The sequence below is a fragment of the Rossellomorea yichunensis genome (assembly GCF_032337515.1).
Lineage (GTDB): Bacteria > Bacillota > Bacilli > Bacillales > Bacillaceae_B > Rossellomorea > Rossellomorea yichunensis.
This window is the reverse complement of the sequence record NZ_JAVYAD010000002.1, coordinates 222,506-247,717: the sequence shown is the minus strand read 5'-3', so window position 1 is coordinate 247,717 and position 25,212 is coordinate 222,506. Positions and strand designations below refer to the sequence as shown.

Here is a 25,212-nt window from a genome sequence, read left to right as displayed (position 1 = left end):
TGTCTCTCCACTATCATTCTTGAATCGCAGATCTTCTCAGTTTAATAAACTTCACTAAATTTAACACAATGGTTTTTGTTACCGCGTAAAAAGGAACGGCTAAAATCATTCCAAGGATACCCGCTAAGTTTCCTGCCACCAGCAATAAAATGATAATCGTCGCTGGATGAGTATCCAGCCGCTTTCCTAAAATAAGAGGTGAAAGGAGGTTCCCTTCTATTTGTTGTGCAATCGTTACAACCACTATGACGAGAATGGCTTTCGTCGGTGAATCAAACAGGGCCACGATGATGGCAGGTGCAGCACCGATAAAAGGGCCGATAAATGGAATGATATTCGTTACCGCCCCTATTAACGCCATCACCAATGCGTAGGGGAGTCCAATGATCAAATACCCGATAAAAGTCAGGGTTCCTACAAAGGATGCTACCGTCAATTGTCCCTGTATGTATGCGGCAAGTGTATCACTCGTATCCTTTAAAGTGTTGATCCCTTCTTCCCGGTAGGCAGGAGGAAGGAATTTTGAGATTGCCTTAGGAAATTTATGACCGTCTTTAAACATAAAGAATAATAGAAAAGGGACGGTGACAATCAATATCGTAATACTGGTCAGTACACTTACTACTCCTTTAAGAGCAGTTGTAATATTATCTGGTAAAGTATTGGCAAAGTCCATTAGCTGTTTTTCTACATCTTTTAGTGACACATAGTCTTGACTCATCATCCATTTGAATTGTTGAGTCTCAGATAAGTATTCGATGAAATTCCTCGTTTGTCTTGCATACTCCGGAAGTTCATTGAACAACCCTGTTATCTGCTTTGTGAGAATAGGCGCGATATTCCCAATAATTAGCACCATTACACCAATGATAGCAGCATAAAGCACGATGATGGCAATGGTTCTCGGTAATCTTGCTTTTTCCAGGAGATTGACTAATGGATTTAATAAAAAATACAGAAATCCTGAAATGATGATAGGAAAAAATAATGTTGAAGCGAATACGACAATCGGTTCAAATAAAAAGGAGATTTTTGTTGAAACATAAATAATGGTAAGAATAATGAGAACCTGCAGGCTCCATGAGTACATTTTTTTCTTGGTCAAGCTATTCACCTCTATCTATCGACTTGTTTGTGTGATTAAGTATATCAAATACTGAAAGGAAAACCCTACTAATAAAGATAAGTTAAGGAGAATTATTTTGTGAGAAAAATCATTCTAGGTGAGCTGAAAAATATCGAAATAGAAGAGAGAGTAATAATTCTGTATGCCGTTGAAGCCGGGAGTCGTGCATGGGGGTATCAAACAGATGAGAGTGATTATGATGTCCGTTTTATTTATATTCGGGAGGTTACCGCATATTTAAATCTTCAAGAGACCAAGGACGTTATTATAAAGTCTACATACGATTCCATTGAATTCAGCGGCTGGGACCTTAGTAAAGCACTCAAACTACTTCGGAAATCAAACCCCTCTCTATTGGAGTGGCTAACAAATGAAAACGTGTATAGGGAGCTCTCGGTTATAAAGAATATCAGGGAGCTGAGAGACATGACTTTTTCTCCCGCCAGCTGTTTAATTCATTACAACCAGATGGCTAAACGCAATATTGAAAAGTATCTGTATGAGGATACCAAAGATTTGAAGAAATGGATGACGATTATCAGACCGTGGCTTGCTTGTAAATGGATTGAAGAGTTTCAAACGTTTCCTCCAAATGGGATGAACGAAATGATTTACCACATTAATATAAATGAAGAAATAAAGGACACCATTTCATCTATGATTCGAGCAAGAGTTAATGGAAAGGAGGTTCCTAACCCCATTGTTAGGAATTTTGAAGACTACATAAGTAATGACTTACTAATAATGAACGGGACTCTGGAGAATCTACACATGGATGATTCTTTTCAATGGGGACATATAAACGAAACATTCATCACTATTTTAGAAGATGTATGGGGGATGCATTTTTACGGAAAGGAACGTTAACATGAGCCTCGGGGATGCATAATAGCACCTCCTTTGGGAAACATAGAAAAAAAGATTCTTACTGAAGGTGCTAATATGAGTTCGTTTAATAAAAGGAATAGAAGAATACCCAAGCAGCTGCTTTCAGAAAAAGAAGAAGTAGTTCCCGAATTTCTCACTTTAGAAGAGAAAATTTCTTATTTTCGTAACGGTTTATTTAATACTGATGATTTAATAATAAGAGAATTAACCTTTAATAGTAAAATAATGACCATTATGTTTATTGATTCGGTCATTGATAATAGGAGCTTACAGACATATATTATAAAACCTATATTAGAAAAAGGCTCAGGCGAAATACGTGATGTCGTTAGTAGTAATAGTATTAAAGAAACCTTGTATTTAGACGAGGCACTCAGCGCAATGGTGGATGGACACTGCCTATTAATTACGGAAGACAGTGAAATCCTGACCTTTATCAGTATGCCCAAAATTCTTACTAATCGTTTTGAACCAATAAATGAAAAGGTGATTAGAGGATCACATCAAGGGTTCAGTGAAAATATTACAGAAAATGTGCATTTAATAAGAGAGAGAATTTCCAGTAAGAAATTGACAGTGAAATACTCAAGTGTAGGAGAAACAACAAGAACAAAGTACGCTTTAGTTTATTTATCTAATTTGACAAATCCTGAATTGCTGAAAACGATTGAAGACCGGATCAATTATGTCCAAGTAGATGCGATTCAGTCACCTGGATACTTTGAAGAATTTTTAGAAGATAATTCGTTTTCTCCCTTTCCCCAGTTTTTGAATACGGAAAGACCAGATCGTGTAGCCGGAAATCTAATGGAAGGCAGGATTGCTCTTGTAATGGAAGGAAGTCCTACCGTTTTACTTCTGCCTGTGAATTTTTTCTCTTTCTTTCAAACGGCAGAGGATTATAATAATCGGGCATTTATCGGTTCATTTGTACGATTCATTAGATTAATCAGTTTTATTGCAACACTTTGCTTACCCGCATTTTATATCGCTGTCATTTCATATAATTATGAAATCATACCGGTAGAAATAATATTTTCGATTAAAAGCTCCCTGGAGTATGTTCCATTCCCCCCATTGATTGAAGCAGCAATAATGCAATTGACCTTAGAATTACTTCGTGAAGCTGCCATACGTTTACCGAATCCTATTGCTCAAACCATTGGTGTTGTGGGAGGACTTGTAATTGGGACGGCTGTTGTGGAAGCAAACCTGGTTTCCAATACGATGGTTATCGTAGTCGCAATTACAGCTATATCGTCTTTCGTTATTCCATCTAACGAAATGAGTACTTCCGTCAGGATACTGGGATTTCCGTTAATGGTTTTTGCTGCTTTATTTGGGGTTCTCGGAATAGTAATAGGTTTGATGTTGTTGTTGATACATATGTCGACGCTTAAATCATTGGGCCAATATTATTTATACCCTGTGGCACCTTTGGATTTCAAGTCACTAAAAGACACCTTTATTCGTGTACCTATGTGGCTGATGAAAGAAAGGCCAAAGGATTTGAAACCACAGTATAAGTGGAAAACGACGGATCCTCGAGGATGGAAAAAAAATGAAGAATCAGAGTAATCTCACTTCCATTCAATTGATGTTATTCATTATTCAAACACAAATTGGAGTCGGGGTTCTTGGGCTTCCTTTTAACGTATTTTCCGTTTCGAAAGGTGATGCGTGGATATCAGTATTACTGGCTGGTATTGTTGTTCAATCATTTATAACAATTTTTTGGGTATTAGGAAGAAGATTTCCCTCTAAATCTCTTTTCCAGTATTCAATACAATTAGTAGGTAAAGCAGGGGGTACATTCATAAATGTATCCTATGTCTTTTATGGACTACTTGTAACCAGCCTTATATTGATGTACTCAACTGCTATCATTAAAACGTGGGTGCTTACACTAACACCAAAATGGATTATCATGCTTCTCTTAATGGGAACAGCAATCTACTTAGGGAAGGAACTTTTATCCGACATTTGCAATGTTTATGTTGTGGTCTCGGGACTGATTTTCTTTCTGATTATGATTTCTATCGTTGTGTTGTTCATGTACCCTGTGGATTGGAGATATTTACTCCCAATTGGACACTCCGGCGGCGTCAATATTTTGAAAGGGGTAAAAGAAGCTTATTTTTCAATGCTTGGCTTTGAATTACTATTATTTCTCTTTCCTTATTTCCAGCATAATGGGGTACGGTCTGTCTTATTCTCAGCTACAATGGCCAATCTCTTTGTGACATTGATGTATGCATTTCTCACCATTGTAAGTCTAATAACGTTCAGTCCTGAAGAGTTAGTCATCATCCCTCAGCCGGTTCTATATTATGTGAAATCCCTGTATTTGCAAATCGTTGAGAGAGTTGATTTGGTATTTGTTTCACTTTGGGTGGTCAGTGTAATAACTTCGTTAACCAGCTACCTTTTCTTATCGACGGAGGGAAGTACCCATATCTTTAAGCGAATCAAACGTCCTGTCATTACGATATTTTTTGGCAGTTTATCTTTCATCATAGCCTTAGTTCCCAATAAAGCATCACAAATGGATATGTACAACAAATGGGTGCTTAATATATCCTATCTCTTTGTACTTGTCATTCCATTTATATTATTGGGAGTCTCTTTTATTTTCAAGAAGAAGGAAAGAGGGAAACGTGTATGAGGAAAAAGTACATTATAGGATTGGTTCTACTTTTCATCAACCTTTCTTTGGCGGGGTGTTGGGATCAACGTTTACTTAAAAACGGAAGGCTTGTTTTTTCTTCTTCCTTTGATATGGTTGATGAAGATACCATTAAAGCGACTGCCATCATTCGTGACTTTAAGGATAGAACCCCTACCAATGTTATGGTACAGGGTGAAGGGAAAACGATTCGCGAGACAAGGATGAGTATGGACAGGAAGATTTCCGGAGTCTTTGAACCCTCAAAAAACCGGGTGTTCTTATTGGGGGAAGAATTAGCCAAGAAAGATATTTATAAATTTTTAGATATCTTCTACCGCGATCCCAATAGCTCTATTTCTGCGAAATTGGCCGTGGTGGAAGGAAGCGGGGAAGAAATTCTATCTAAATTGAATGAGAAAAATGTTTTGATATCTGAGTTTCTGATTGAAATACTTACAAGTGCGGAAGGCTCTACAGGTATACCTAAACAAAATTTACAGACGGTTTGTACGATAATGTTTGATGAAGGAAAGGATTTTGCGCTTCCACTTATTAAAATGAAAGATGGTGAAGTTGAACTAGATGGAACAGCAATTTTCCACAAGAATTCACTAACGGGGACTTTATCCTTTGAAGAATCAACTTTATATCTGCTTATGGACAATCAAAGAGCAAAGCGAACTCGGTTCGTTACAAAAATTGACAATGATAAAAAAATGAACATTGACAATTATATTACGTACAATGTTGCTAAATCTAAATCAAAACTTACAATTGTCTCAGACACACCAGACAATATTCAGGTAGGTATCGACACGAATATGGATGTTTCAATCGCAGAGTACCCTCAGGACAAATTAACCGACAAAAATAAACTTAAATACCTAAACAAAGAAATTTCAAAGCAATTAACAGAAGATGCCCAAAAAATGATAGAAAAAATTCAAATCGCCAACTCTGATTTATTTGGAATTGGCAGAGAATTGATTGCTTATCATCCGAAAACATGGGAAAAAATAAATTGGACAGAAACATACCCCACCATTACCATTGTACCGACTATAAAAGTGGATATCGTGGGTCACGGGATTATTAATTAATATGTATTTTTAAGATTTATCAAAATGTCCAGCCTTTAGTAATACTATGGCTGGACATTTTTATTAAAGTCATGAAACAATCTTTAAACCAATAATACTCCCTATAATGCAACTAATAAAAAATAATCTCTTTAAATCCTTCGTTTCCCTGAAAAAGATCATCCCGATGATGACAGCACCTGCAGATCCTATCCCGGTCCAGATTCCATATCCTGTACTTACTGGGATATCTAGTAGAGAAAGGGATAATAAATAAAAGCTTATACCTCCTGCTGCGAAGCTTACGATGGAAGGGGCCAGCTTCTTATATCCTTCAGAAAGCTTCATAAACGTTACCATCACAACTTCAGAGAACCCGGCAAAAATGAGTAACATCCACGCCATTAGTAAGACCTCCCTGTATCTTGCTCTTCTTTATCACTCATTTTGAGGCCGATCACTCCAAAAATGAGTAGTGTAATAAACGCAACTTTCAAAATGCTAATCCCATCATTTAGAAATACCATTCCTACAACGGCAGTGCCGGCTGCTCCAATACCGGTGAAGACGGCATATGCAGTTCCGATTGGCAATAATTTCATGGAATTTGAGAAGAAATAAAAGCTGATTAAGATGAGAACCGCAGTGACAATACTTGGGATAGGTTTTGTAAATCCCTCCGAAAGGGATAACCCAGTAGCCCAGCCAATCTCTAAAATTCCACCAATAATAACGTATATCCAACCCATGATGCTACTCTCCTTTACGACTTGATATACCTAATTCGTAAACCTTCCAAGCCGATTCTATTCGTTGTCTGAAAATTTCTTCTGTGTAATAGTGATGTTCTAAAAAGACACCATCCACTAAACATAAAAAGGAGGCAATAAATTCATCCTCCTCGATGTCACTGAACAGTTTTTGTTTTTGACCTTCTTGGTAAATCGATACCAAAATTGCTGTTGTCACCTGTTCAAAATGAATGAATTGTTTTTGAATAAGATCTTTAAACACTTCTGGAGGAAAGAATGTGACTCTTTTCCATAAAAGAGCTTCTTTGGTTGTAACTAATCGGTGACAAAATAGGTCAAAGAGGATTCGTACATTCTTTAGTGGTTCATTTATATTCATTTTTTTCGATGCATTCTTATAGGCAGTCACTTCAGACACACTTAAATCCTCAATCACTTCCATAAATATATCTTCTTTGCTTCGGAAATGGTTGTAAATGGATGGCTTTTTAATTCCAACCGAGTTTGCAATTTCCGTTAATGAGGTATCCTCATAACCTTTTTGGCCGAATAGTTCCAAGGCGACATCTTTTATGAGTTGTTTGTTGTCATTCTTCATATTCATTCACCTTCCCTTCAAACTAACTAACGGTCGTTAGTTTTAGTTTATATCTCTTTTTAAATAAATGCAAGAGGGGAAGATAATCCACTTTCTTCAAATGAATGAATATATATCAGATTCCTTTCATATAATCATTTGTTGATTTTATATGGAAGGAAAGGGATATACATGATGGGCTTACGGGCAAAATTTGCGATACTTAGTATGTTACTTGTTCTTCTGGCGGGGCTCGTTATTCTGAAGCTGGTGGTTATCAGTCATGAGGACTGGGTAATGATTGAGGAAAAGTACTTTCCGGCGAATGATAAAAAAGGTTCGGAAGGAATTAAATCAGGTGAGGTTATAGATGAAAACAGCAGCGATCCTTCATGCTCTATGAAATTTGATAACGGTCACACCTATAAGTTGGATTGTGATCAATATTTAGATTATAAAATAGGAGAGAGGGTCAAAATAGTTTCAGTTGAAAATAATTACGTGAAAATAAGAAGGAAGTAAATAATACTGAGGTACATCTCCTTCGCATGTTAAAATAACAAGTATTAAATGATAAAAAGGGCTGATTAGACGAATGAATAAGCGTGATCTCGTTCAATATTTTATTGTTAATAAGGAACTTAATATGTCAAAAGGGAAAACGGCAGCGCAAGTGGCACATGCTGCTACTCTTAGTACGCTGACGATGATGTCATCTGATTCACCTTTTCAAGATCGACAAGCAGACTTTGTAGAATGGGTGCAGACTGGAATGAAAAAAATTGTTTTAAAGGGAAAAACCGGTGAGCTGGAGAAATTAGAGGGTGATGGATATTTCAGTATTCATGATAGCGGATTGACTGAAATTAAAGAGGGATCTTTAACAGTAGTGGCACTTCCGCCAATGGAGAAGTTTGAAGCAAAAGAGATTGTCGGGCACTTAACACTATTAAAAAACTAGAGAGAAAGAAGGAGGTATTTCATTGTTTTCTAAAGTCGATACGGTCCATATGTGTGTAAAAGATTTAAAAAGGTCTATTCAATGGTATGTAGAGGTGTTGGAGTTTGAGCGCGTTTTTGATTCGGGAGAGTATGTTGTGTTTCAAATAGGTCAAGGAGACTCTACTTTAACGGTTCAAGAAGGAGAAGTCCGTCCCTCATCCGTCAAGCCGATTCTCTTTTCTGATGCACTGGAAGAGACCCGGTTAAAGCTTGTGGAAAAGGACGTAAAGGTTGGAGAGGTTACGTTTTTTGAGTTCTGGGATATAGATGGTAATGGTTTTGAGGCTTGTCAGTATACAACGGACTAATTTGGTCTGGGTATCATTGCGTTAGCAGATTCAGAGAGGAGATTGATCAATGGGTTACATAGAAGAATTAAGAGAAATTGTTGGAACACGCTCTCTTATTTTAGTCGGTTCGGTCGTCATTATTTTGAATGACAGACAGGAAGTGCTTCTGCAGCAAAGGAGATTTCCGAACGGTTCATGGGGACTGCCTGGGGGATTAATGGAATTGGCAGAAACAACGGAAGAGACGGCGAGGAGAGAAGTGAAGGAAGAGACGAATCTGACATTAGGTAAGTTGAATCTGTTAAACGTATATTCTGGTGCGGATCAATACATTATTGCTGAAAATGGAGATGAGTTTTATGTAGTCACCACAGCCTACTTTACAAATGAGTACAGTGGAGAAATGAAAGCAGAACACTCTGAATCCATTCAACTAAAGTTTTGTAATCTAGAAGAACTACCTGATACTATTGTGGGAAGCCACCAGTGTATGCTAAATGAATTTAAGAAACAATTAGGATAAAGGAATGAGTCATTTCAACATGCAAAAAGCCGATCAGAAACTTATCTGATCAGCTTTTTTTAATAAGTCATTCTATAGAGAAGAGCGTTTATGTTAAAGTATCTAGATACGCATAATATGCGGCTAGTTTTTCATTGTTGTTTGCAGCCCGGCCGTTCCCTTTTAATGATTTACCTATCGCGAAATATTCTTTGTGAACAGGTAGAACATGAACGGTAACCGCCGGACGCCCCCTATGCCTATAATCCTGAGGAACGTGAAGCATGGAAAATCGTTTCATTGAAATGCCTCCTTTAAGGAGAAAGCTATTCTACCCATTTTGTTATTTAAGTAGAATCAATAGTCGCTTAACATTAACATAGTGAATCATTTGATTCAAATTTAAGATTATTACCTACAATTCATCTTAAAAAATAATTTTGTAAGTACCCCCATGAATGGGATCCTTCTTTCGTATTCTTTGATAAGAATGCAAAAGGTTTGTAGCCATGCAGAGTAGACACACAACTTGGGAGGTATTTAAAAGTATGAACATCGATGATGTACTAGAAGATACCGTAGAACTTGGACAAGAGGATATAAATCGCCCAATCTATCGCATTGATATTGATAAACTTCTAGATTTGACGAGTGATAGGTAAGAGGAACATTACTATAAAAGAGAAAAGGCAAGCCTTAAAATTCAGGCTTGCCTTTTCTTTATTCTCGCATTATGACGGATTGCTAATGCTAGTCGCCTCTGACCAAGCCGCCTCCGCTTTTGGTTCATCCAGCTCCGGCGGCTAGAGGCTCGAGGTCATAAGACAGGACTACCAAAAAGGCAAAGAGCGCCTTTCCGGTAGTCCTGTCTTATGCTTGTCGCCTCTGACCAAGCAGCCTCCGCTTTAGGTTTAGTCATGTTTTTTATGTTTGTTTAGTAGTTCTTTTAGCATATTAATGATGGTTGCACGTTCGCTTTTGTTAAAGGTTTGAGTCCATCCTGTGATAAGTCCTTCTTCTTCAGGTGATAGGTCACGCTGCAAACCATCCACAAAGACTTCTTTTATTTCATCTCTTGCATTGGGGGTGATAGATTCATGTTTCATAAAATTACCTCCTTTATTCTCCTTTACTCTTTTCCCCTTGCAATACAATACAAACATCCAAACTCTCTTGTCACTATTTTGGTTATGTAATGAGTCGATTAAGGCAAGGATAGTAAGAAAAATCTAAGGAGAAATCAATGTCTCTTCCTTTCTTTATTTCCATATTGATCATACTGATTTATATTGTCAGTTTTATGCGAAAAAAGCTTTCATTTACTTCAAACTTCATACAGTTCATGGTGTTATCGATCATTTCAACGAACTATATTACGATTATGACCAATAACCTGGAGTGGATGAAGGCGTCAGAGGATGTCACTCAATTTATCAGCTTATTGATAAACCGGGAATGCATTTTGCCATTAGTCGGGATTGTCATGGTGAACGGTTACTTGAATTACGGGAATAGGACTTATCGATTCTTATTATTTGTATGTTTGCTATGCTTTATCAGTGTATTGGATATCCTTCACATACACTTTAAAACGCTTGAGTATCCTCACTGGAGCCTGTTAAATACAATTATCATTAATGGAACATATTTATTGATGTGTATTTGGATAGGTCAAGGGCTTTATTATTTGCAGAAAAAGGAGGAGAGAGACAGTGGACAGAATCTATGAGAGGTCATTTGACTTAAACGAATGGTTTATCATCATTAGTCTATTCACTCTCCTTTTATTGATCTGGATCACTCCAAAAATATTTTCATTCCTCGAAGGGTTAAGTCATTATATTTATGGCATCTCAATTGGAATGTTCTATGATCATACAATTAGTATTCCTCCATGGGATTTTTATGATGTCAATGACAGTTCAGCTTACCAGGCAATTGACTTTGTAAGTTACATCATGTATGGCCCTTATAGTTATTTCTTCATATACATATATAAAAAGCTAAAGATAAGAGGGATTATGAACCTTGCTTATTTATTGATCTGGACAGCATTTTCTATCTTGATGGAATGGTTCACGGTCAGAATCGGTATATTCCATTTCGATAAAGGGTATGAAATGTATTGGTCGATTCCCATATATATGGCTGTTCAAAGCATTCAACTATTATTTCATCATAAAATAAATAAGAGTGCCTAGTGTTTGTAAATAACCAAAAAACCAGAAGCCATGCTGCATGTGGCTTCTGGTTTTCATTATAGGGGGAGGACAACCTCATATTGAGTGAATCCGATGTCTTCGAGGGCTTGCTTTAAACTGGAGCTGGTTTTTAAATCGTCGAAGGTTATACCCAGATTCCCTAATGTATGGGCAACTTCAGGACGAATTCCTGTTAATACCGATTGTACACCCATCATTTTTAAAGCATTTACAATTTGATAGATATTATGCGAAACCATCGTATCCATGATTGCTACACCGGATATATCAATAAATAAATAGTCTAATTGCAATTCAGAGCTTTTCTTTAGTGCCGTTTCCATAACAGAGCTGGATCTATGAGTGTCAATTTCCCCAATAAGAGGAAGAATTGCAATTTTGTCAGCTATCGGCACAATCGGTGCTGATAGTTCATCCATGGCAGAATGAACCAGGGCCAACTGATCTTTCTGTTGCTTAATAAATAGCTCATTGAAAAGATAAGCAATTTCATCAAGCAAGGGATTTATCTTTTTGTTTGATTGCAGCATAATAGAGGCTGAAATTTGATTGTCAATTTGATGATGGAAGAAATCCCAAATGGCCGTACGGAATGTTGATAGAGTTTTTAAAGATTCGTTTAGGGAGATACCTTTTTCAATAGCAATATTCCCAACTTTCTGCGTCCACTCTTTTATTTTAATAAGAGAATCCTTTTGATTTTCAAGTAAAGATTCTCCCAATATTTGTATTAACTCAGTTCTCCACTCTGTGACTTTCTCCATGTTAACACCTGAAAACTTAAGTTGTTCGGAGTATCGTTGTTCCTGATAGTCAATTACACCTTTAGCAATTTCAGATTTATGTGAAACGATTTCTTGACCCAGATATAATAATTCATCTCTCATCCTTTTCAGCCAACTCCTTATACTGCCTCATTTATTTAAAACTTTCGAAATAATCTCTTTTAATGGTAATATAGTATATCATAAAATCTAGTAGAATTATAGATTTCTTGAAGCATGATATTGTACGGACAAATAGAAACAGAAATTTGACAGAAGGAGTAAATGAAATGACTCAAATATGCTTAGTAAGACATGGTCAAACTGAATGGAATCTATTGGGTAAATTACAGGGCCAAACAGATATACCATTAAATGAAACTGGAAAACGTCAAGCAGAAGAATGCAGGGAGTTTTTGAAGAAATCAGAATGGGATGTTCTCATAACCACTTCTTTAATGAGAGCGAGAAAAACAGCGGAAATTATCAATGAATCATTGAAACTGACAATTGTGGAAATGGATCATTTCAAGGAACGCCATTTTGGGGAGGGAGAGGGATTATCCCGTGAAGAAAGGGAAAAGCGGTATCCTGATTTTAACTTTCCGTATATGGAATCGTATGAAGAGTTGGTCGGGAGGGTGCAGGAAGGGCTGGAAGAGATTCATGCTCAGTTTCCCGCAAAGAAGGTACTGTTGGTTGCTCACGGTGCTGTCATCAATGCAGTATTGCGGGAGTTTCATCAAGAAAAGGGAGCACTGGAGCATGTGAAGCTTTTTAACGGCTGCCTGACCAATCTCCATTTTAGAAGTGAACGATGGGCAGTTCATTCCTACAATGAAGTAGGTCACCTATCCGAGCATTTTAAAAGTTGAGAGCAGATAACTTCCTGGAATGAAGTTATGAATTCTATTATAATCAGAAGTAAATATGGGATATTCCTGAAACGGTGTGATTTCATTGGCAATAATTTTGTTTGATGGCATATGTAATTTTTGCAATAGTAGTGTGCGATTTATTATCGAACGTGATCCTGAAGGGATCTTCCAATTTGCTTCCTTACAAAGCGATATTGGTCAACAATTATTACAGAAGCATAACATTCCGAATACTACAGATAGCTTTGTATTAATTGAAGAAAATAAAGCGTATGTGGAATCAACCGCTGCTTTAAAGGTTTGCTCTCATTTGACATGGCCATGGAAGCTTATCAATACATGCATAATCGTCCCTAAGCCCCTAAGAGATAGGGTATACAGATGGATTGCGAAGAATAGATATAAATGGTTTGGAAAACAAGATTCTTGTATGCTGCCTTCGCAAAACATTAGAGATCGTTTTATCGAATAGAAAGACTCGGTAGAAAGCCCCCGAGTCTTTTCGTTCCTTATTCAGCTTCAATCGTTTTTATCGAAACCCTTCTTCCGGAGCGAGGACCATCAAACTCACAGAGGTAGATGCCTTGCCAAGTTCCCAATTGAAGCCTTCCATTAGTGACAATGATTGTTTGAGAGTGTCCTACCGTACTTGTCTTTAAATGAGCAGCCGTGTTTCCTTCTCCATGAAGGTCGAGCGTATGTTCCCAAGGATATACCTCGTCTAATCGACGTAGAAAATCCGTTTTTACATCTGGGTCCGCATTTTCATTCACCGTGATTCCGGCTGTGGTGTGTAAGGATTGAACCACAACAATACCTTCCTTCATTTCTTCATTGATGACGATGTCTTGGACATAAGTAGTGATATCAACCATCTCATCACGTTTTTTTGTATCGATTGTAAGAGTTCTTATCATAGCAATGATCCTTTCCATGTATGTCATATTCCTCTACATTCCACTAAATGGCCTGATTAAAACCAGACATACTCTTTATCAAATTTCACAAGTTGGAATAATCGCAGTAGACGGGAAAACGAGTGTAATCTGACGAGGGGGAAATCCCATGAATTTTCTGATTTTTTATTTTTCTTCTGCTGATTCGAAATGAGGAAAGATATGTATAACTCGGTTCATCTGTCTACTCACCCTATTCGCAGGATGCCTCCTGGTTTCCTATGAATGTGCGCCCCTTACGCTCGAATGAAGCTCGGTAACATTTGCCGTCTGTTGTCTTGTATAGAGCTTCATACACTTTTTCTTTATTGTCAGTGGTATGAGTTTGAATGATTCCTATGATGGTTGAGTCGGGAGATACGGTTTGTAGAGATGTTTCAATGCTAGAGTGCAAAAGGTACCGCTGATAACCATAGAGAATGATGACACAAGCAACAAGTAAGATGAACATCCAACGGAACCCTTCGAGTAGTAAAGTCTTATTCATTAGAGATTGCTCCTATCTTCTATACAATAGACAAATCCTTTACATTCTCCATAGAATAAGGGCTATGTATAGCCCTTATATGATTCAACTTAACTTTTCATATAATCTTTTTGCAAGGTTCAAAGCAGCCATGTTGTCTCCATGAAGACAAATGGTATCCGCTTTAATTGATAATACCTCACCATCTGTTGAAACTACTTCTTGTTTCTCAACCATTCGTAAGACTTGCTTTTCAACTTGGTTTTCATCATGAAGTACGGCATTCGGAAGGGAACGGGGAGTTAGTGAACCATCAGATTGATAGGTTCGATCGGCAAAGACTTCATGTGCAACATGCAATCCGATTTCCGCACCTGCTTTTGTCAGCTCACTTTGAGAAAGGCCGAACAATGTTAATCCAGGGTCAAGGTCGAATACTGCTTTAGCAATCGATACAGCCAGTTCGGAATCCTTCGCAGCCATATTATAAAGGGCACCATGAGGTTTAACATGTGACAACTTACCTCCTTGTGCCTCAATGAAAGCGAGTAGGGCGCCAATTTGATATTGTACAAGGGCGTATGCTTCTTCAGGGGTTATTTGTATCATTCTTCTTCCGAAGCCTTGAAGATCAGGCAACCCTGGATGAGCACCTATTTTTAAGTTGTGACTTAATGCATTTGTGACTGTTTGTTTCATTACGAGGGGGTCTCCTGCATGGAATCCGCAAGCGACATTGACGGAGGACACGTATTTCATCATTTCTTCATCTTGTCCAATTGTATATGTACCAAAACTTTCTCCTAAATCACAGTTTAAATCGATTTTCATTTTTCCATCCTTTCATCCACTAGAATGAATTGTAACATTCTGAATTCTTATTTATCATATCATAAATTTAATCTGGATGCTTTCTGATAGAGTAGTGGGGAATTAAGGAAGAAAATGATTTTCTCATCAAATTTTAATCTTGTTCTAATAGAGTTCACTTTTTCACCCGTTACAATGAATCTTGCTTATGAATAAGGATTTATCACTCCCTAAGCAAAAAGAAAGTGGGGTAGCTTTCTTTTTGTTTAAATCTTTATTATGTAAGACCCATTCTAATTTCTTTCCTTTGGAGACAAAAGTTTTGCTGAAGCTTTTGTCTTCTTTTTGTATATTTTTAGATGGAATTGGTTTTTTATGGGTTAGAATGAGGGGAAGGAGGGGGCAAATGGATATTGTTTAAACAAAAGCAAAACGTTTTTAATTACAGGGTAGTGGCCGTCTGGATAGAACAGGACCATATTTTATTACATAAACAAGTGGAAGACAGTTACTGGTCGTTGCCCGGTGGAAGAGTCGCCATGGGAGAGGCATCACAGGAAAGTTTAAAGAGAGAAATGCAAGAAGAACTAGGGATAGATATTCATATAGAACAATTGATCATGGTGAACGAAAATTTCTTTCCGTATAAAGAATGGGATTTCCATGAAATTGGATTTTATTATAAAGTGAAATCTACAGACAGGGCAATTTTTCAAAAGGACGCCTTTCATGGACTGGAAGGCGATCGTTTATTATATAAGTGGATTCCCATTGCAGAACTTTCTGAAGTACAAGTATATCCTCAAGAGGTTAAAGATATGTTAGCACATCAACCAAATGAAACGATGCATATTGTGTCAAAGAAGTGATTTAAGTGGAAGGCAGAGAAAAAACTTCTCCACCTTTTAGTCTATGTAGCACCAATTACTGTGAATGAGTCAGTTTCAGCTTTACTTTATGAAACAAAGATTTCATCTTTCCTTCGCTTTTTTTCGCCTTGGGCTGATGATCAATTACTTTTGTACGTAGAAAATAATTAATGACTTCTTCAGCCAGAATGAGAAGTATAAAAAGAGAAACAATCACGATTATCCAAGTCATATATATTCCTCCCTTACGATCCTTATCATGTTTATGGATATATCTACCACATTATGATTCGAAATAAACATGTTGGGATCGTAGAGTACGAGCTTTCAATATTCTACTCAGAAAAGTGGCTGCAATAAAAAACGGAGCTGCATCCAGCACCGTTTTTTTCATCATGGATTGAATTTCTAAGCCTTTTTAGTTGAGACAGCTTGCGGGGGAGTTTCTGGAACTTTAATGAAAAACATGCCGACGAGGCTGGAAAATAGGCTTAGAATTATAAAAATGATAAAGGTACTCAAAGGTTCAATCAACGCTACTAAAGGAGGACCTAAAGCGACACCTGTAAACCTCATTGAACTGTATATGGAGGTAATGGTTCCACGGTGTTCCTTCTCAATTCCTTCTGTTATCAATGCATCCAAACAGGGGAGGGCTGCACCCATTCCGATACCAGCAATGGAAAAAATGCTCAAGATGATCCATTTTCCTTCAGTAAAGATTAATGGTATGAAAGCAACCGAACTCATTAGGGATCCAAATACGATGACCCACTTCATCTTGTCTTTGCTCTTTCCAATCACTTTTCCGGTTATATAGGAGGTCAGGCATAAAAAAAGGAGTGGAACTGCTAAATATAGTCCTTTCATTACTCCGTTAATTCCATAAGCCTGCTCTAAACGGGTTGATAAATAATATAAAAATCCAAATAAAGTAAACATGGAAATGATTCCGATAATAAAAATTCCGAAAATCCATTTCTTTTCCTTCCTAAGGACAATTCCCACCTCATGAACAAATTCTTTAATGGTTTGTTTCGCTACTTCTTCTTTTTTTGCTGGGACTTTTACAAAAACGACGATGAGAAGAATGGATAAAAGTGAAAATACTGGAATGGAAAAGAAGGGAATAAACCAAATCCATGCTGCAAATAATGCACCAAGTATCGGACTTAGAACTTTGCCGAATGTATTAGATGTCTCGATTATGCCCAACCCTTTGGTGATTTGATCATCATCTTCATACAGATCACCGACGGTAGGGATGACGACGGGGAAGGCGCCGGCGGCACCAATTCCTTGAACAACCCTTCCTACCATTACAAAAATATATGCGTTAGAACCGTATATGGAAGCAAATCCACAAATGAGGCCACCGATTCCTGCAATGACTAAACTGGGTATTAAAATTTTTTTCCTCCCTAAACGATCGGATAAGTAACCGGCAATTGGAATGCAGAGTATGGCTATGATGGAGTAGACGGTAATGATCAAGCTTGATTGAAATCCAGTAATGTTAAGCTCCTTTTCTAATTGAGGAAGAACAGGGATCAACATTGAATTCCCGAGTGTCATAACTAAAGGAATAGAAGATAACGCCAGTAAATCTAATTTTTTCTTACTTTCCATTTCGTGCACCTCATTCTTATTTATAACACTATTATTTTCTTCAACAGGAGCAATTTCATACCATTTAATTATTTGATTATAATATCATTATGTAAACTTCTGATTTTTTTCTTTCTTTCTCTAAGTGAAAACTTACCCTTTTCTCATTCAAATTTAATGAAAGTGGAGGAAGATGACTGTAATGATAAAAGGGAGGTAAGAACCATGTGGATTCGAATAATTCCTATTTTATTTTTCAGTTTTACTGCCATTACTTTAATGACATATCAAGGAATTGAAATCTTTCAAGCGCTTAATGATTTTATTTTCAGCAAAAGTAAAATAAAATAAGACGTATTAAGTATTTAGAGCAGGTGAATGATGTGAAAAGAATTTTAGTCATAGAAGATGAAAAAAATCTCTCCAGGTTCATTGAACTGGAACTTAAATATGAAGGATATGAAGTGGGTCTTGCCTATGATGGGAGAGAGGGGTTAGAGAAAGGCTTGAACGAGGATTGGGACATCATCTTATTGGATCTAATGCTGCCGAATTTAAACGGACTTGAGGTTTGCAGAAGAATCCGGCAAGTGAAGGCTATTCCGATCCTCATGATTACGGCAAGGGATAGTGTAATGGATCGTGTATCAGGATTGGACAGCGGTGCAGATGATTATATCGTAAAGCCTTTTGCTATTGAAGAACTGTTAGCGAGATTGAGAGCCGTATTTAGACGAGCCGGAAATGAAGAAACAGCTTCGGCTCAAACAACGTATCATTACCGTGATATCACCGTTCAAAAGGAGTCACGGCAAGTATTTAAGCTTGAACATGAAATTGAGGTCACTAAAAGGGAGTATGACCTTTTACTCGCCTTTTTGGAAAATAAAAATATTGTTTTGACCCGTGAAGTCCTTCTCAATAAAGTGTGGGGGTATGATACTGAGGTTGAAACGAACGTAGTGGATGTTTATGTAAGATACTTGCGAAATAAAATTGATTCGCCTGATGAAGATAGCTACATCCAAACTGTACGCGGTACCGGGTATGTGATGAGGACATGAATACATTCATGAATCGATTTAAGCCCTCTTCTCTTAAAGTGAAGTGGGCATTAGCGGCTGGCTCAGCCATATTCCTTGCCTTTTTCTTATTTAGTTTTTTTCAATATCATGCAATCAGTAAGTGGATGGTGGATGAAGAAGAAAATAACTTTAGTCGTGTTCTGGATGAAATTACGGTGTTTTTTAAACAAAAAGGGCCAAATATACAGCTCCAGGACATCTTTGATAGCAGGGATTTGATGAAGCAAATAGCTGAAAAAGACCAGACTATACGTATTTTAGATCGTCAGGGTGATCAAGTATTGGAAATACGAGGCGAAAATGAATCAGCTTTTTACATTCCTTTTCAACCCGTTAGAGAGAGGGCAGTTACACTCATTGAATCTGAGGGAAAACAAATGCTTATTGGGAGGTCTCCGATAAGATCTAGTCAATTCAACGGATATATTGAAATGATTCAGCCTTTGAGCCGATATGAAAAGATCATGAAAAACCTGTTTTGGATGATGACGATCACGGGGGTATTAGCGCTATTGATCAGTGCAATTATCGGCTATTTCATGGCTAGAAGCTTTGTGCGTCCATTAAATAAGCTTTCTGAAACAATGAGATCCATCGAAAGAAAAGGATTTCATGAAAGAGTGGAGATTGTGAAGGCCCATGATGAAATCAGTGACCTATCTCAAATTTTCAATAAAATGATGAGCGAAATCGAGAAATCGTTTCAGCAACAGCAACAATTTGTTGAAGATGCATCACATGAATTAAGAACGCCTATACAGGTATTAGAAGGACACCTCGCTCTGTTAAACAGGTGGGGAAAAAAAGATCCGTCGATACTGGAAGAATCTTTACAGGTATCATTGGAAGAACTTGAAAGAGTGAAAAGGTTAATAGGTGAATTGCTAGAACTTTCCAGGGCGGATCGTGAGAAATTTGACCTTCAAACCGCTCGTGCCAATCCACAAAAAGTGGTTGATAAGGTTATTAGGGACTTTAAATTTCTACATCAAGAACACACTTTTTTGTGCTTGGATGAGTTGGATTACGAAGCGATGGTGGTTATTATGCCAAGGCATCTTGAACAAATTATGATCATCTTGTTAGATAATGCCGTTAAGTATTCTGATAAGCATTCAAACATTGAAATAAAGCTGGTGAATCGTGACGAAGAAGTGATGATCGAGGTGAAAGATGAAGGAATCGGAATTCCAGAAGATGATCTTCCAAAGGTTTTTGACCGGTTTTACCGTGTGGATAAGGCCAGAAGTCGTGAAAAAGGCGGATATGGTTTGGGGTTAGCCATTGCATCAAAGCTCATCCAAAACTACAACGGTGATATCTTAGCCTTAAGAAACGAACCCGCAGGTACCATTATTCGTATCTCTCTTAAGTATGCTCACTAAATATATTCTACGAGAAAAGACGTCTCAATATTTATCTGAGACGTCTATTTCTGTATATTGCATGTCGATGCTTTTAGGTATTTTCAGCTCTAATATGCCGTCCTTATATTGAGCCACTGCGCCTTTTTTTTTCACTAGACAAGGGAGTGTAATGACCTGTCTTTCACCCTGTTCAGGGATGTTTTCGATAATTGCCTGATTCGACGTGTGGAAAATTTTCAATTGCTTCATCGACTCTTCACTTGGAACTTGAAAACGGATGTAAATATCCTCAAATGATTCAAAGACATTTGCAGGTATTGAATTTGAAGAAGGAGAAGGCTGCTGCCCCTGCTGAGATTTCTGCCCCTGATTGCCCATCGGGTTCATAAAGGATTGTGCCCCGCTCATCATATCATTCGGATTCATCATACCTTCCCATCCGCCCGGGAACATTTTTTTCATCATACCTTGTATATAGGAATCCATTTCTTTCGGATTCATCTGATTCATTTGATCTTTCATGTCTTTATTGAAAGGAAATAAACTCCATGGGAACATGTGAACCACCTCACTTTATCTATATAGACCAACTGCCATGATTGTTATATTGTATGCAATGTATGGGCGATGAGTTCATTTGCAATATGGAAGAAATGAATTACATAAAGTTTCTTTATCATTCTGAAAGTCTTATAATCTATAAAAATTTATGAAAAATAACAAAAAATATTTGGTTTTTTTTAGTAACAGTAGTAAGATGGTTTATGAAAAAAGTACCCTCACATCAAGGATACAAGAAGGTGAAAGAGAAAGCGCTTAATAAAATATTATTTCAGAATAGTCGATATACAAAAAGGTTTTCTTGTAATTTATTATGGGAATATAAGTAATATCCATATGCATCATACGGAAAACAAAATTTTGAGAAATTTGTCATAAAGACTTTATCTTACTACTGCACAGTGATAAAATGTCCTTGTAAGCGTTTTAATGTGTTTAAAATTACTATTCTTGCATAATGAAATATGGCTTTGAAATTGTAAGAATACATGATACCCAAATTATACTAACTGGCAAAATAGTTGGAGGTTTTTCACAATGAAAAAGCAATCGGCAAAAGGGGAACCGTGGCAATCGTTTTACGGACCTAACCTAGGCTATGTAATGGAGGTTTATGAACAATTCTTGGAGGATCCAACAGACGTAGATCCTGAATTAAAAGAATTATTCGAACAATGGGGCCCTCCTACAACTGAAGACGTACAAGTAATCGCAAGTGCTCAGCATGGGGATACATCATTCACGTTGCCGGCACAACCGACCGCGTTAAGTAAAATGGTAGCTGCAGTCAAATTAGCAGATAATATTCGTACATATGGTCATTTGGCTGCGGATATTAATCCCCTTAATGACCGAAATATAGACACAAGAAGGATTGAACTATCTGAGTTTAATTTATCTGAAGAAGATTTAAAGCAGATTCCTGTTGATTTCTTATGCCCGAATGCACCTTCTCACATAAAGGATGGCTTGCAGGCAATCAATCATTTAAGACAGGTCTACACTAAAAAACTGGCATTTGAATATGCTCATGTTCATGAGCTTGAAGAAAAGAATTGGTTAAGAGAAAAGATTGAATCAGAATCCTATTTCACTCCTCTTTCTAAGGAAAAGAAACTTGCGTTATTAAAACGGCTTGCCGAAGTGGATGGATTTGAAAAATATATTCACCGTACATTTGTCGGTCAGAAGCGCTTTTCCATTGAAGGACTTGATTCTATGGTTCCATTACTGGACGAAATGGTTCGTTATTCAGTTGAATCAGGTGCGAAAACAGTCAATATCGGTATGGCACACCGAGGGCGCTTAAACGTATTGGCCCATGTTATTGGTAAACCGTATGAAATGATTTTTGCTGAATTCCAACATGCCCCAAGCAAGGATCTGATTCCATCAGAAGGATCAATTGGGATTACATATGGATGGACAGGTGATGTTAAGTACCATTTAGGTGCTGATCGCGAAATCTCACCTTTACAGTCGTCAACAGCGCGAGCGCGTGTTACCCTGGCGAATAACCCAAGTCACTTAGAGGTTGTGAGCCCGATTGTGGCTGGTTATACACGTGCTGCACAAGAAGTTCGTGAAGATAAGGGTTATCCAGAGCAATCACCGGAATCTTCCTATGCCATCATGATTCACGGAGATGCTGCCTTCCCTGGACAAGGTGTTGTAGCTGAAACTTTAAATATGAGTCAATTACGCGGATATAACACGGGTGGATCGATTCACCTGATTGCGAACAATATGATCGGCTTCACGACTGAAAGCCGTGATTCACGCTCTACGAAATATGCATCTGATACTGCCAAAGGCTTTGAAGTTCCGATTGTCCATGTCAATGCAGATGATCCTGAAGCTTGTCTTGCTGCAGCGGTGCTCGCCTATGAATATCGTAAAACCTTTGGAAAAGACTTTGTCATTGATTTGATCGGCTACCGTCGATTTGGTCATAACGAGATGGATGAACCGATGGTGACGAATCCATTAATGTACTCAGTCATTCAAAACCATCCAAATGTTAAGAAACTATATGCTGATAAATTAATTTCAGAAGAAATCGTCACTGAAGCAGATGTAGAGAAAATGGATACTGACATCGAAGAAGAATTAAAAGCGGCTTACGATAAAGTACCTGCTAAAGACGAAGATCCCGATACCATTCTTGCTCCACCAGAGTATGTGGCAAATGGCTTACCGGAAATTAATACGAGTGTTGATTTTAACAAGCTTGAAGGTTTAAATAATGAACTGCTTCAATGGCCGGATGGCTTTAATGTGTTCAAGAAATTGGAGCGCATTTTAAAGCGACGCAGCCAGGTATTTGAAGGTAAAGGGAAAATTGACTGGGCCCATGCTGAGACGTTAGCGTTTGCTTCTATATTGAAGGATGGTACGCCGATTCGATTAACAGGACAGGATTCAGAGCGTGGTACATTTGCTCAACGTCACCTGGTTCTTCATGATGAAAAATCCGGTGAAGAATACATTCCTTTACACAATCTTAAGGACAGTCATGCTTCGTTTGTTGTTCTTAATAGTCCCCTTACTGAAACAGCTGTAGTTGGATATGAGTATGGGTACAATGTATTTGCACCTGAGACGTTGGTTCTTTGGGAAGCTCAATTTGGTGATTTCTCCAATATGGCACAGGTGATGTTCGATCAATTTATTTCTGCCGGCCGTGCAAAATGGGGTCAAAAAACCGGCCTGGTTATGTTATTACCGCATGGATATGAAGGTCAAGGGCCTGAGCATTCAAGTGCCCGCTTAGAACGATTCCTGCAACTGGGTGGAGAATATAACTGGACGGTTGCCAACTGTTCTACTGCTGGTCAATACTTCCATATTCTTCGACGCCAAGCGGCCATTTTACAAAAAGAAGAAGTAAGACCACTTGTAATCATGACGCCGAAAAGCTTGCTCCGTAATCAATTTGCTGCCGTTACAGCTGAGGAATTAGCCAACGGAGAATTCCATTCAGTTCTGGAGCAAAAGGGTCTTGGTGAGAACCAGGATGCTGTTGAACGGGTGGTATTATGTAGCGGAAAAATTGCGATAGATTTAGAAGAGAAGCTTCAAAATATCGATGATAAAGATTGGTTACACATTCTTAGGGTAGAAGAAATTTATCCTTTCCCTAAAGGTGATATATCAGCCATCCTGGAAAGATATACAAACCTTAGAGAAATTGTATGGATTCAAGAAGAACCTAAGAATATGGGAGCATGGACATTTGCAGAATCAAGACTCCGTGACATTGCACCTGAGGGTGTTGAAGTGCATTATGTCGGTCGTCGCAGACGTTCCAGTCCATCAGAAGGTGAACCAACAGTACACAAAAAAGAACAATCACGAATTATTAACGAAGCGTTAACTCGATAAGAAAGAGGAGGACATCACAGTGGCAGAAATTAAAGTTCCAGAATTAGCAGAATCAATTACAGAAGGTACAATCGCACAATGGTTGAAACAGCCAGGGGATTATGTGGAGAAGGGCGAATACATCGTTGAGCTGGAAACAGATAAAGTGAATGTTGAAGTCATTTCAGAGGAAGCAGGTACGATTCAAGAACTTAAAGCTGATGAAGGCGATACGGTTGAAGTCGGTCAAGTTATTGCCATTGTTGGTGCAGGTGGGGAAGCTCCAGCTACTTCTGAAACAAAAGAAGAAGCACCTGCCCCTAAACAGGAAGAGAAGAAAGAAGAGGCAACTGAAGCAGCACCAGCGAAAGAGGACAAAAAAAATCGTCCAATCGCTTCTCCTGCGGCTCGTAAGTTGGCACGTGAAAAAGGTATCGATCTTTCCGATGTGCCAACAGATCCTCTAGGCCGTGTCCGTAAGCAGGACATTGAAGCCTATAGCAATAAGCCGGCAGAAGCTCCATCTAAACCTTCTGTTCAAGAAAAGAAGGCACCTGCGAAAAAAGATGATGGAAAGCCGGTAGTTCGTGAGAAGATGTCACGCCGTCGTCAAACGATTGCGAAACGCTTAGTAGAGGTTCAGCAAACAGCTGCAATGCTTACTACGTTTAATGAGATTGACATGAGTAAAGTAATGGAGCTAAGAAAACGTAAAAAGGATAAATTCTTTGATGACCACGATGTAAGACTTGGTTTCATGAGTTTCTTTACAAAAGCAGTCGTAGCGGCTCTTAAGAAGTTCCCATACGTGAACGCAGAAATCGATGGGGATGAAATTGTTCTTAAGAAATTCTATGACGTTGGGGTAGCTGTATCTACGGATGATGGACTGGTAGTACCTGTTGTACGCGATTGTGAACGCAAGAATTTTGCAGAAATCGAAGGGGAAATCATGGAACTGGCTACTAAGGCTAGAAACAATAAATTATCTCTTGGGGATCTGCAAGGTGGTTCATTCACGATTACAAATGGTGGGGTATTCGGTTCATTACTATCGACTCCAATCTTAAACGGACCGCAAGTTGGGATTTTAGGAATGCATAAAATTCAGCTTCGTCCAGTGGCCATCGATAAAGATACAATGGAAAACCGCCCTATGATGTACATTGCTTTATCGTATGATCATAGAATTATTGATGGGAAAGAAGCAGTTGGATTCCTGGCAATGGTAAAAGATTTACTTGAGAATCCAGAAGACTTACTACTTGAAGGCTAAGTAGTCCTGATTGAATAAGAATAGATGAATGTTTGGCTGATTCATACATCCATTAGTGGATTGTGGATCAGCTTTTTTTCACGTTTTTTTACTAAGAGAATAA

The 25,212-nt window shown here is 38.0% G+C and carries 30 protein-coding genes; 17 read left to right on the top strand and 13 right to left on the bottom strand.

Going from position 1 to position 25,212, the window contains the following annotated elements; genetic code table 11:
- Positions 1-13: 13 nt before the first annotated feature.
- Complete coding sequence (locus RSX31_RS05700) at positions 14-1,105, bottom strand: AI-2E family transporter (RefSeq protein ID WP_148971084.1); 1,092 nt, start codon at positions 1,103-1,105, stop codon at positions 14-16.
- Between the two features lie 99 nt (positions 1,106-1,204).
- Between RSX31_RS05700 and RSX31_RS05695 the strand changes: the two genes are divergently transcribed.
- The 4 genes from RSX31_RS05695 (at position 1,205) to RSX31_RS05680 (ending at position 5,782) form a co-directional block, all read left to right on the top strand.
- On the top strand, positions 1,205-1,993 hold the full coding sequence (locus tag RSX31_RS05695) for a nucleotidyltransferase domain-containing protein (RefSeq protein ID WP_148994061.1): 789 nt from the start codon (positions 1,205-1,207) through the stop codon (positions 1,991-1,993).
- Positions 1,994-2,068: 75 nt separating this feature from the next.
- Positions 2,069-3,592, top strand: a complete 1,524-nt coding sequence (locus RSX31_RS05690; RefSeq protein ID WP_148994060.1) for a spore germination protein — start codon at positions 2,069-2,071, stop codon at positions 3,590-3,592.
- A complete protein-coding gene (locus RSX31_RS05685) occupies positions 3,576-4,679 on the top strand; it encodes a GerAB/ArcD/ProY family transporter (protein ID WP_148994059.1) in 1,104 nt (367 codons plus the stop codon). The genes RSX31_RS05690 and RSX31_RS05685 overlap by 17 nt, the downstream gene beginning before the upstream one ends.
- Positions 4,676-5,782: a Ger(x)C family spore germination protein gene (locus RSX31_RS05680; RefSeq protein WP_148994058.1), complete on the top strand. Its 1,107-nt coding sequence runs from the start codon at positions 4,676-4,678 to the stop codon at positions 5,780-5,782. The genes RSX31_RS05685 and RSX31_RS05680 overlap by 4 nt, the downstream gene beginning before the upstream one ends.
- A 69-nt stretch (positions 5,783-5,851) precedes the next feature.
- Here the strand turns inward: RSX31_RS05680 and RSX31_RS05675 are convergent, their stop codons facing one another.
- From RSX31_RS05675 to RSX31_RS05665, 3 genes are read right to left on the bottom strand one after another with little or no spacing between them, the layout of a single operon-like run.
- Entirely contained in the window at positions 5,852-6,166 is a 315-nt protein-coding gene (locus tag RSX31_RS05675) for a DMT family transporter (RefSeq protein WP_148994057.1), read from the bottom strand.
- Positions 6,166-6,510, bottom strand: coding sequence for a DMT family transporter (locus tag RSX31_RS05670; protein WP_148994056.1), 345 nt, complete (start codon positions 6,508-6,510; stop codon positions 6,166-6,168). Before RSX31_RS05670 ends, RSX31_RS05675 begins: the two co-directional genes overlap by 1 nt.
- A gap of 4 nt (positions 6,511-6,514) precedes the next feature.
- On the bottom strand, positions 6,515-7,111 hold the full coding sequence (locus RSX31_RS05665) for a TetR/AcrR family transcriptional regulator (RefSeq protein WP_187443515.1): 597 nt from the start codon (positions 7,109-7,111) through the stop codon (positions 6,515-6,517).
- A gap of 276 nt (positions 7,112-7,387) precedes the next feature.
- Between RSX31_RS05665 and RSX31_RS05660 the strand changes: the two genes are divergently transcribed.
- The 4 genes from RSX31_RS05660 to RSX31_RS05645 all read left to right on the top strand — a co-directional run bounded on the left by RSX31_RS05660 (position 7,388) and on the right by RSX31_RS05645 (position 8,905).
- Positions 7,388-7,612 carry a hypothetical protein gene (locus RSX31_RS05660; RefSeq protein WP_148994054.1) on the top strand — a complete coding sequence of 75 codons (225 nt, stop codon included), beginning with the start codon at positions 7,388-7,390 and terminating at the stop codon, positions 7,610-7,612.
- A 73-nt stretch (positions 7,613-7,685) separates the two neighbouring features.
- Entirely contained in the window at positions 7,686-8,051 is a 366-nt protein-coding gene (locus RSX31_RS05655; RefSeq protein ID WP_315633777.1) for an aminoacyl-tRNA hydrolase, read from the top strand.
- Positions 8,052-8,073: 22 nt separating this feature from the next.
- On the top strand, positions 8,074-8,400 hold the full coding sequence (locus tag RSX31_RS05650; RefSeq protein WP_315633776.1) for a VOC family protein: 327 nt from the start codon (positions 8,074-8,076) through the stop codon (positions 8,398-8,400).
- Positions 8,401-8,449: 49 nt separating this feature from the next.
- Positions 8,450-8,905, top strand: coding sequence for an NUDIX hydrolase (locus RSX31_RS05645; RefSeq protein WP_315633774.1), 456 nt, complete (start codon positions 8,450-8,452; stop codon positions 8,903-8,905).
- An 88-nt stretch (positions 8,906-8,993) separates the two neighbouring features.
- On the opposite strand, the gene RSX31_RS05640 is transcribed toward RSX31_RS05645, so the two are convergent.
- Both RSX31_RS05640 and RSX31_RS05635 read right to left on the bottom strand, forming a co-directional pair.
- Positions 8,994-9,185, bottom strand: coding sequence for a hypothetical protein (locus tag RSX31_RS05640; protein WP_148994050.1), 192 nt, complete (start codon positions 9,183-9,185; stop codon positions 8,994-8,996).
- 610 nt (positions 9,186-9,795) lie between these two features.
- Positions 9,796-9,990: a hypothetical protein gene (locus tag RSX31_RS05635; protein WP_262371747.1), complete on the bottom strand. Its 195-nt coding sequence runs from the start codon at positions 9,988-9,990 to the stop codon at positions 9,796-9,798.
- 137 nt (positions 9,991-10,127) lie between these two features.
- On the opposite strand from RSX31_RS05635, the gene RSX31_RS05630 reads away from it, so the two are divergent.
- On the top strand, positions 10,128-10,613 hold the full coding sequence (locus RSX31_RS05630; protein WP_148994048.1) for a hypothetical protein: 486 nt from the start codon (positions 10,128-10,130) through the stop codon (positions 10,611-10,613).
- Entirely contained in the window at positions 10,597-11,085 is a 489-nt protein-coding gene (locus tag RSX31_RS05625) for a hypothetical protein (protein ID WP_148994047.1), read from the top strand. Before RSX31_RS05630 ends, RSX31_RS05625 begins: the two co-directional genes overlap by 17 nt.
- Before the next feature lie 56 nt (positions 11,086-11,141).
- On the opposite strand, the gene RSX31_RS05620 is transcribed toward RSX31_RS05625, so the two are convergent.
- The gene (locus RSX31_RS05620; RefSeq protein WP_148994046.1) at positions 11,142-11,993 is read right to left on the bottom strand and encodes an STAS domain-containing protein; all 852 of its coding nucleotides are present in this window, start codon (positions 11,991-11,993) and stop codon (positions 11,142-11,144) included.
- Between the two features lie 167 nt (positions 11,994-12,160).
- On the opposite strand from RSX31_RS05620, the gene RSX31_RS05615 reads away from it, so the two are divergent.
- Positions 12,161-12,745: a histidine phosphatase family protein gene (locus RSX31_RS05615; RefSeq protein ID WP_148971101.1), complete on the top strand. Its 585-nt coding sequence runs from the start codon at positions 12,161-12,163 to the stop codon at positions 12,743-12,745.
- 85 nt (positions 12,746-12,830) lie between these two features.
- Complete coding sequence (locus RSX31_RS05610) at positions 12,831-13,220, top strand: thiol-disulfide oxidoreductase DCC family protein (RefSeq protein ID WP_148971102.1); 390 nt, start codon at positions 12,831-12,833, stop codon at positions 13,218-13,220.
- Between the two features lie 37 nt (positions 13,221-13,257).
- Here the strand turns inward: RSX31_RS05610 and RSX31_RS05605 are convergent, their stop codons facing one another.
- The 3 genes from RSX31_RS05605 to RSX31_RS05595 all read right to left on the bottom strand — a co-directional run bounded on the left by RSX31_RS05605 (position 13,258) and on the right by RSX31_RS05595 (position 15,001).
- Positions 13,258-13,665, bottom strand: coding sequence for a secondary thiamine-phosphate synthase enzyme YjbQ (locus RSX31_RS05605; RefSeq protein ID WP_148994302.1), 408 nt, complete (start codon positions 13,663-13,665; stop codon positions 13,258-13,260).
- A gap of 232 nt (positions 13,666-13,897) precedes the next feature.
- A complete protein-coding gene (locus tag RSX31_RS05600; RefSeq protein ID WP_148971103.1) occupies positions 13,898-14,191 on the bottom strand; it encodes a hypothetical protein in 294 nt (97 codons plus the stop codon).
- An 84-nt stretch (positions 14,192-14,275) separates the two neighbouring features.
- Complete coding sequence (locus RSX31_RS05595; RefSeq protein ID WP_148994044.1) at positions 14,276-15,001, bottom strand: LamB/YcsF family protein; 726 nt, start codon at positions 14,999-15,001, stop codon at positions 14,276-14,278.
- Positions 15,002-15,393: 392 nt separating this feature from the next.
- Here RSX31_RS05595 and RSX31_RS05590 point away from each other — a divergent pair, with 392 nt between their 5' ends.
- Positions 15,394-15,849 (top strand): NUDIX hydrolase, encoded by a 456-nt coding sequence (locus tag RSX31_RS05590; RefSeq protein WP_262371746.1) that lies wholly within the window; start codon positions 15,394-15,396, stop codon positions 15,847-15,849.
- A 55-nt stretch (positions 15,850-15,904) separates the two neighbouring features.
- Here the strand turns inward: RSX31_RS05590 and RSX31_RS05585 are convergent, their stop codons facing one another.
- Both RSX31_RS05585 and RSX31_RS05580 read right to left on the bottom strand, forming a co-directional pair.
- Positions 15,905-16,081: a hypothetical protein gene (locus RSX31_RS05585; protein ID WP_187443514.1), complete on the bottom strand. Its 177-nt coding sequence runs from the start codon at positions 16,079-16,081 to the stop codon at positions 15,905-15,907.
- Positions 16,082-16,257: 176 nt separating this feature from the next.
- Positions 16,258-17,478: an MFS transporter gene (locus RSX31_RS05580; protein WP_148994042.1), complete on the bottom strand. Its 1,221-nt coding sequence runs from the start codon at positions 17,476-17,478 to the stop codon at positions 16,258-16,260.
- A gap of 362 nt (positions 17,479-17,840) precedes the next feature.
- On the opposite strand from RSX31_RS05580, the gene RSX31_RS05575 reads away from it, so the two are divergent.
- Entirely contained in the window at positions 17,841-18,521 is a 681-nt protein-coding gene (locus RSX31_RS05575) for a response regulator transcription factor (protein ID WP_315633769.1), read from the top strand.
- Positions 18,518-19,927, top strand: coding sequence for a HAMP domain-containing sensor histidine kinase (locus tag RSX31_RS05570; protein WP_262371745.1), 1,410 nt, complete (start codon positions 18,518-18,520; stop codon positions 19,925-19,927). Before RSX31_RS05575 ends, RSX31_RS05570 begins: the two co-directional genes overlap by 4 nt.
- 24 nt (positions 19,928-19,951) lie before the next feature.
- On the opposite strand, the gene RSX31_RS05565 is transcribed toward RSX31_RS05570, so the two are convergent.
- Complete coding sequence (locus RSX31_RS05565; protein ID WP_148994040.1) at positions 19,952-20,467, bottom strand: Hsp20/alpha crystallin family protein; 516 nt, start codon at positions 20,465-20,467, stop codon at positions 19,952-19,954.
- A gap of 540 nt (positions 20,468-21,007) precedes the next feature.
- Between RSX31_RS05565 and RSX31_RS05560 the strand changes: the two genes are divergently transcribed.
- Both RSX31_RS05560 and odhB read left to right on the top strand, forming a co-directional pair.
- Positions 21,008-23,854 carry a 2-oxoglutarate dehydrogenase E1 component gene (locus RSX31_RS05560; RefSeq protein ID WP_315633766.1) on the top strand — a complete coding sequence of 949 codons (2,847 nt, stop codon included), beginning with the start codon at positions 21,008-21,010 and terminating at the stop codon, positions 23,852-23,854.
- Between the two features lie 19 nt (positions 23,855-23,873).
- On the top strand, positions 23,874-25,109 hold the full coding sequence (odhB, locus tag RSX31_RS05555) for a 2-oxoglutarate dehydrogenase complex dihydrolipoyllysine-residue succinyltransferase (RefSeq protein ID WP_148994038.1): 1,236 nt from the start codon (positions 23,874-23,876) through the stop codon (positions 25,107-25,109).
- The last annotated feature ends 103 nt before the right edge of the window (positions 25,110-25,212 follow it).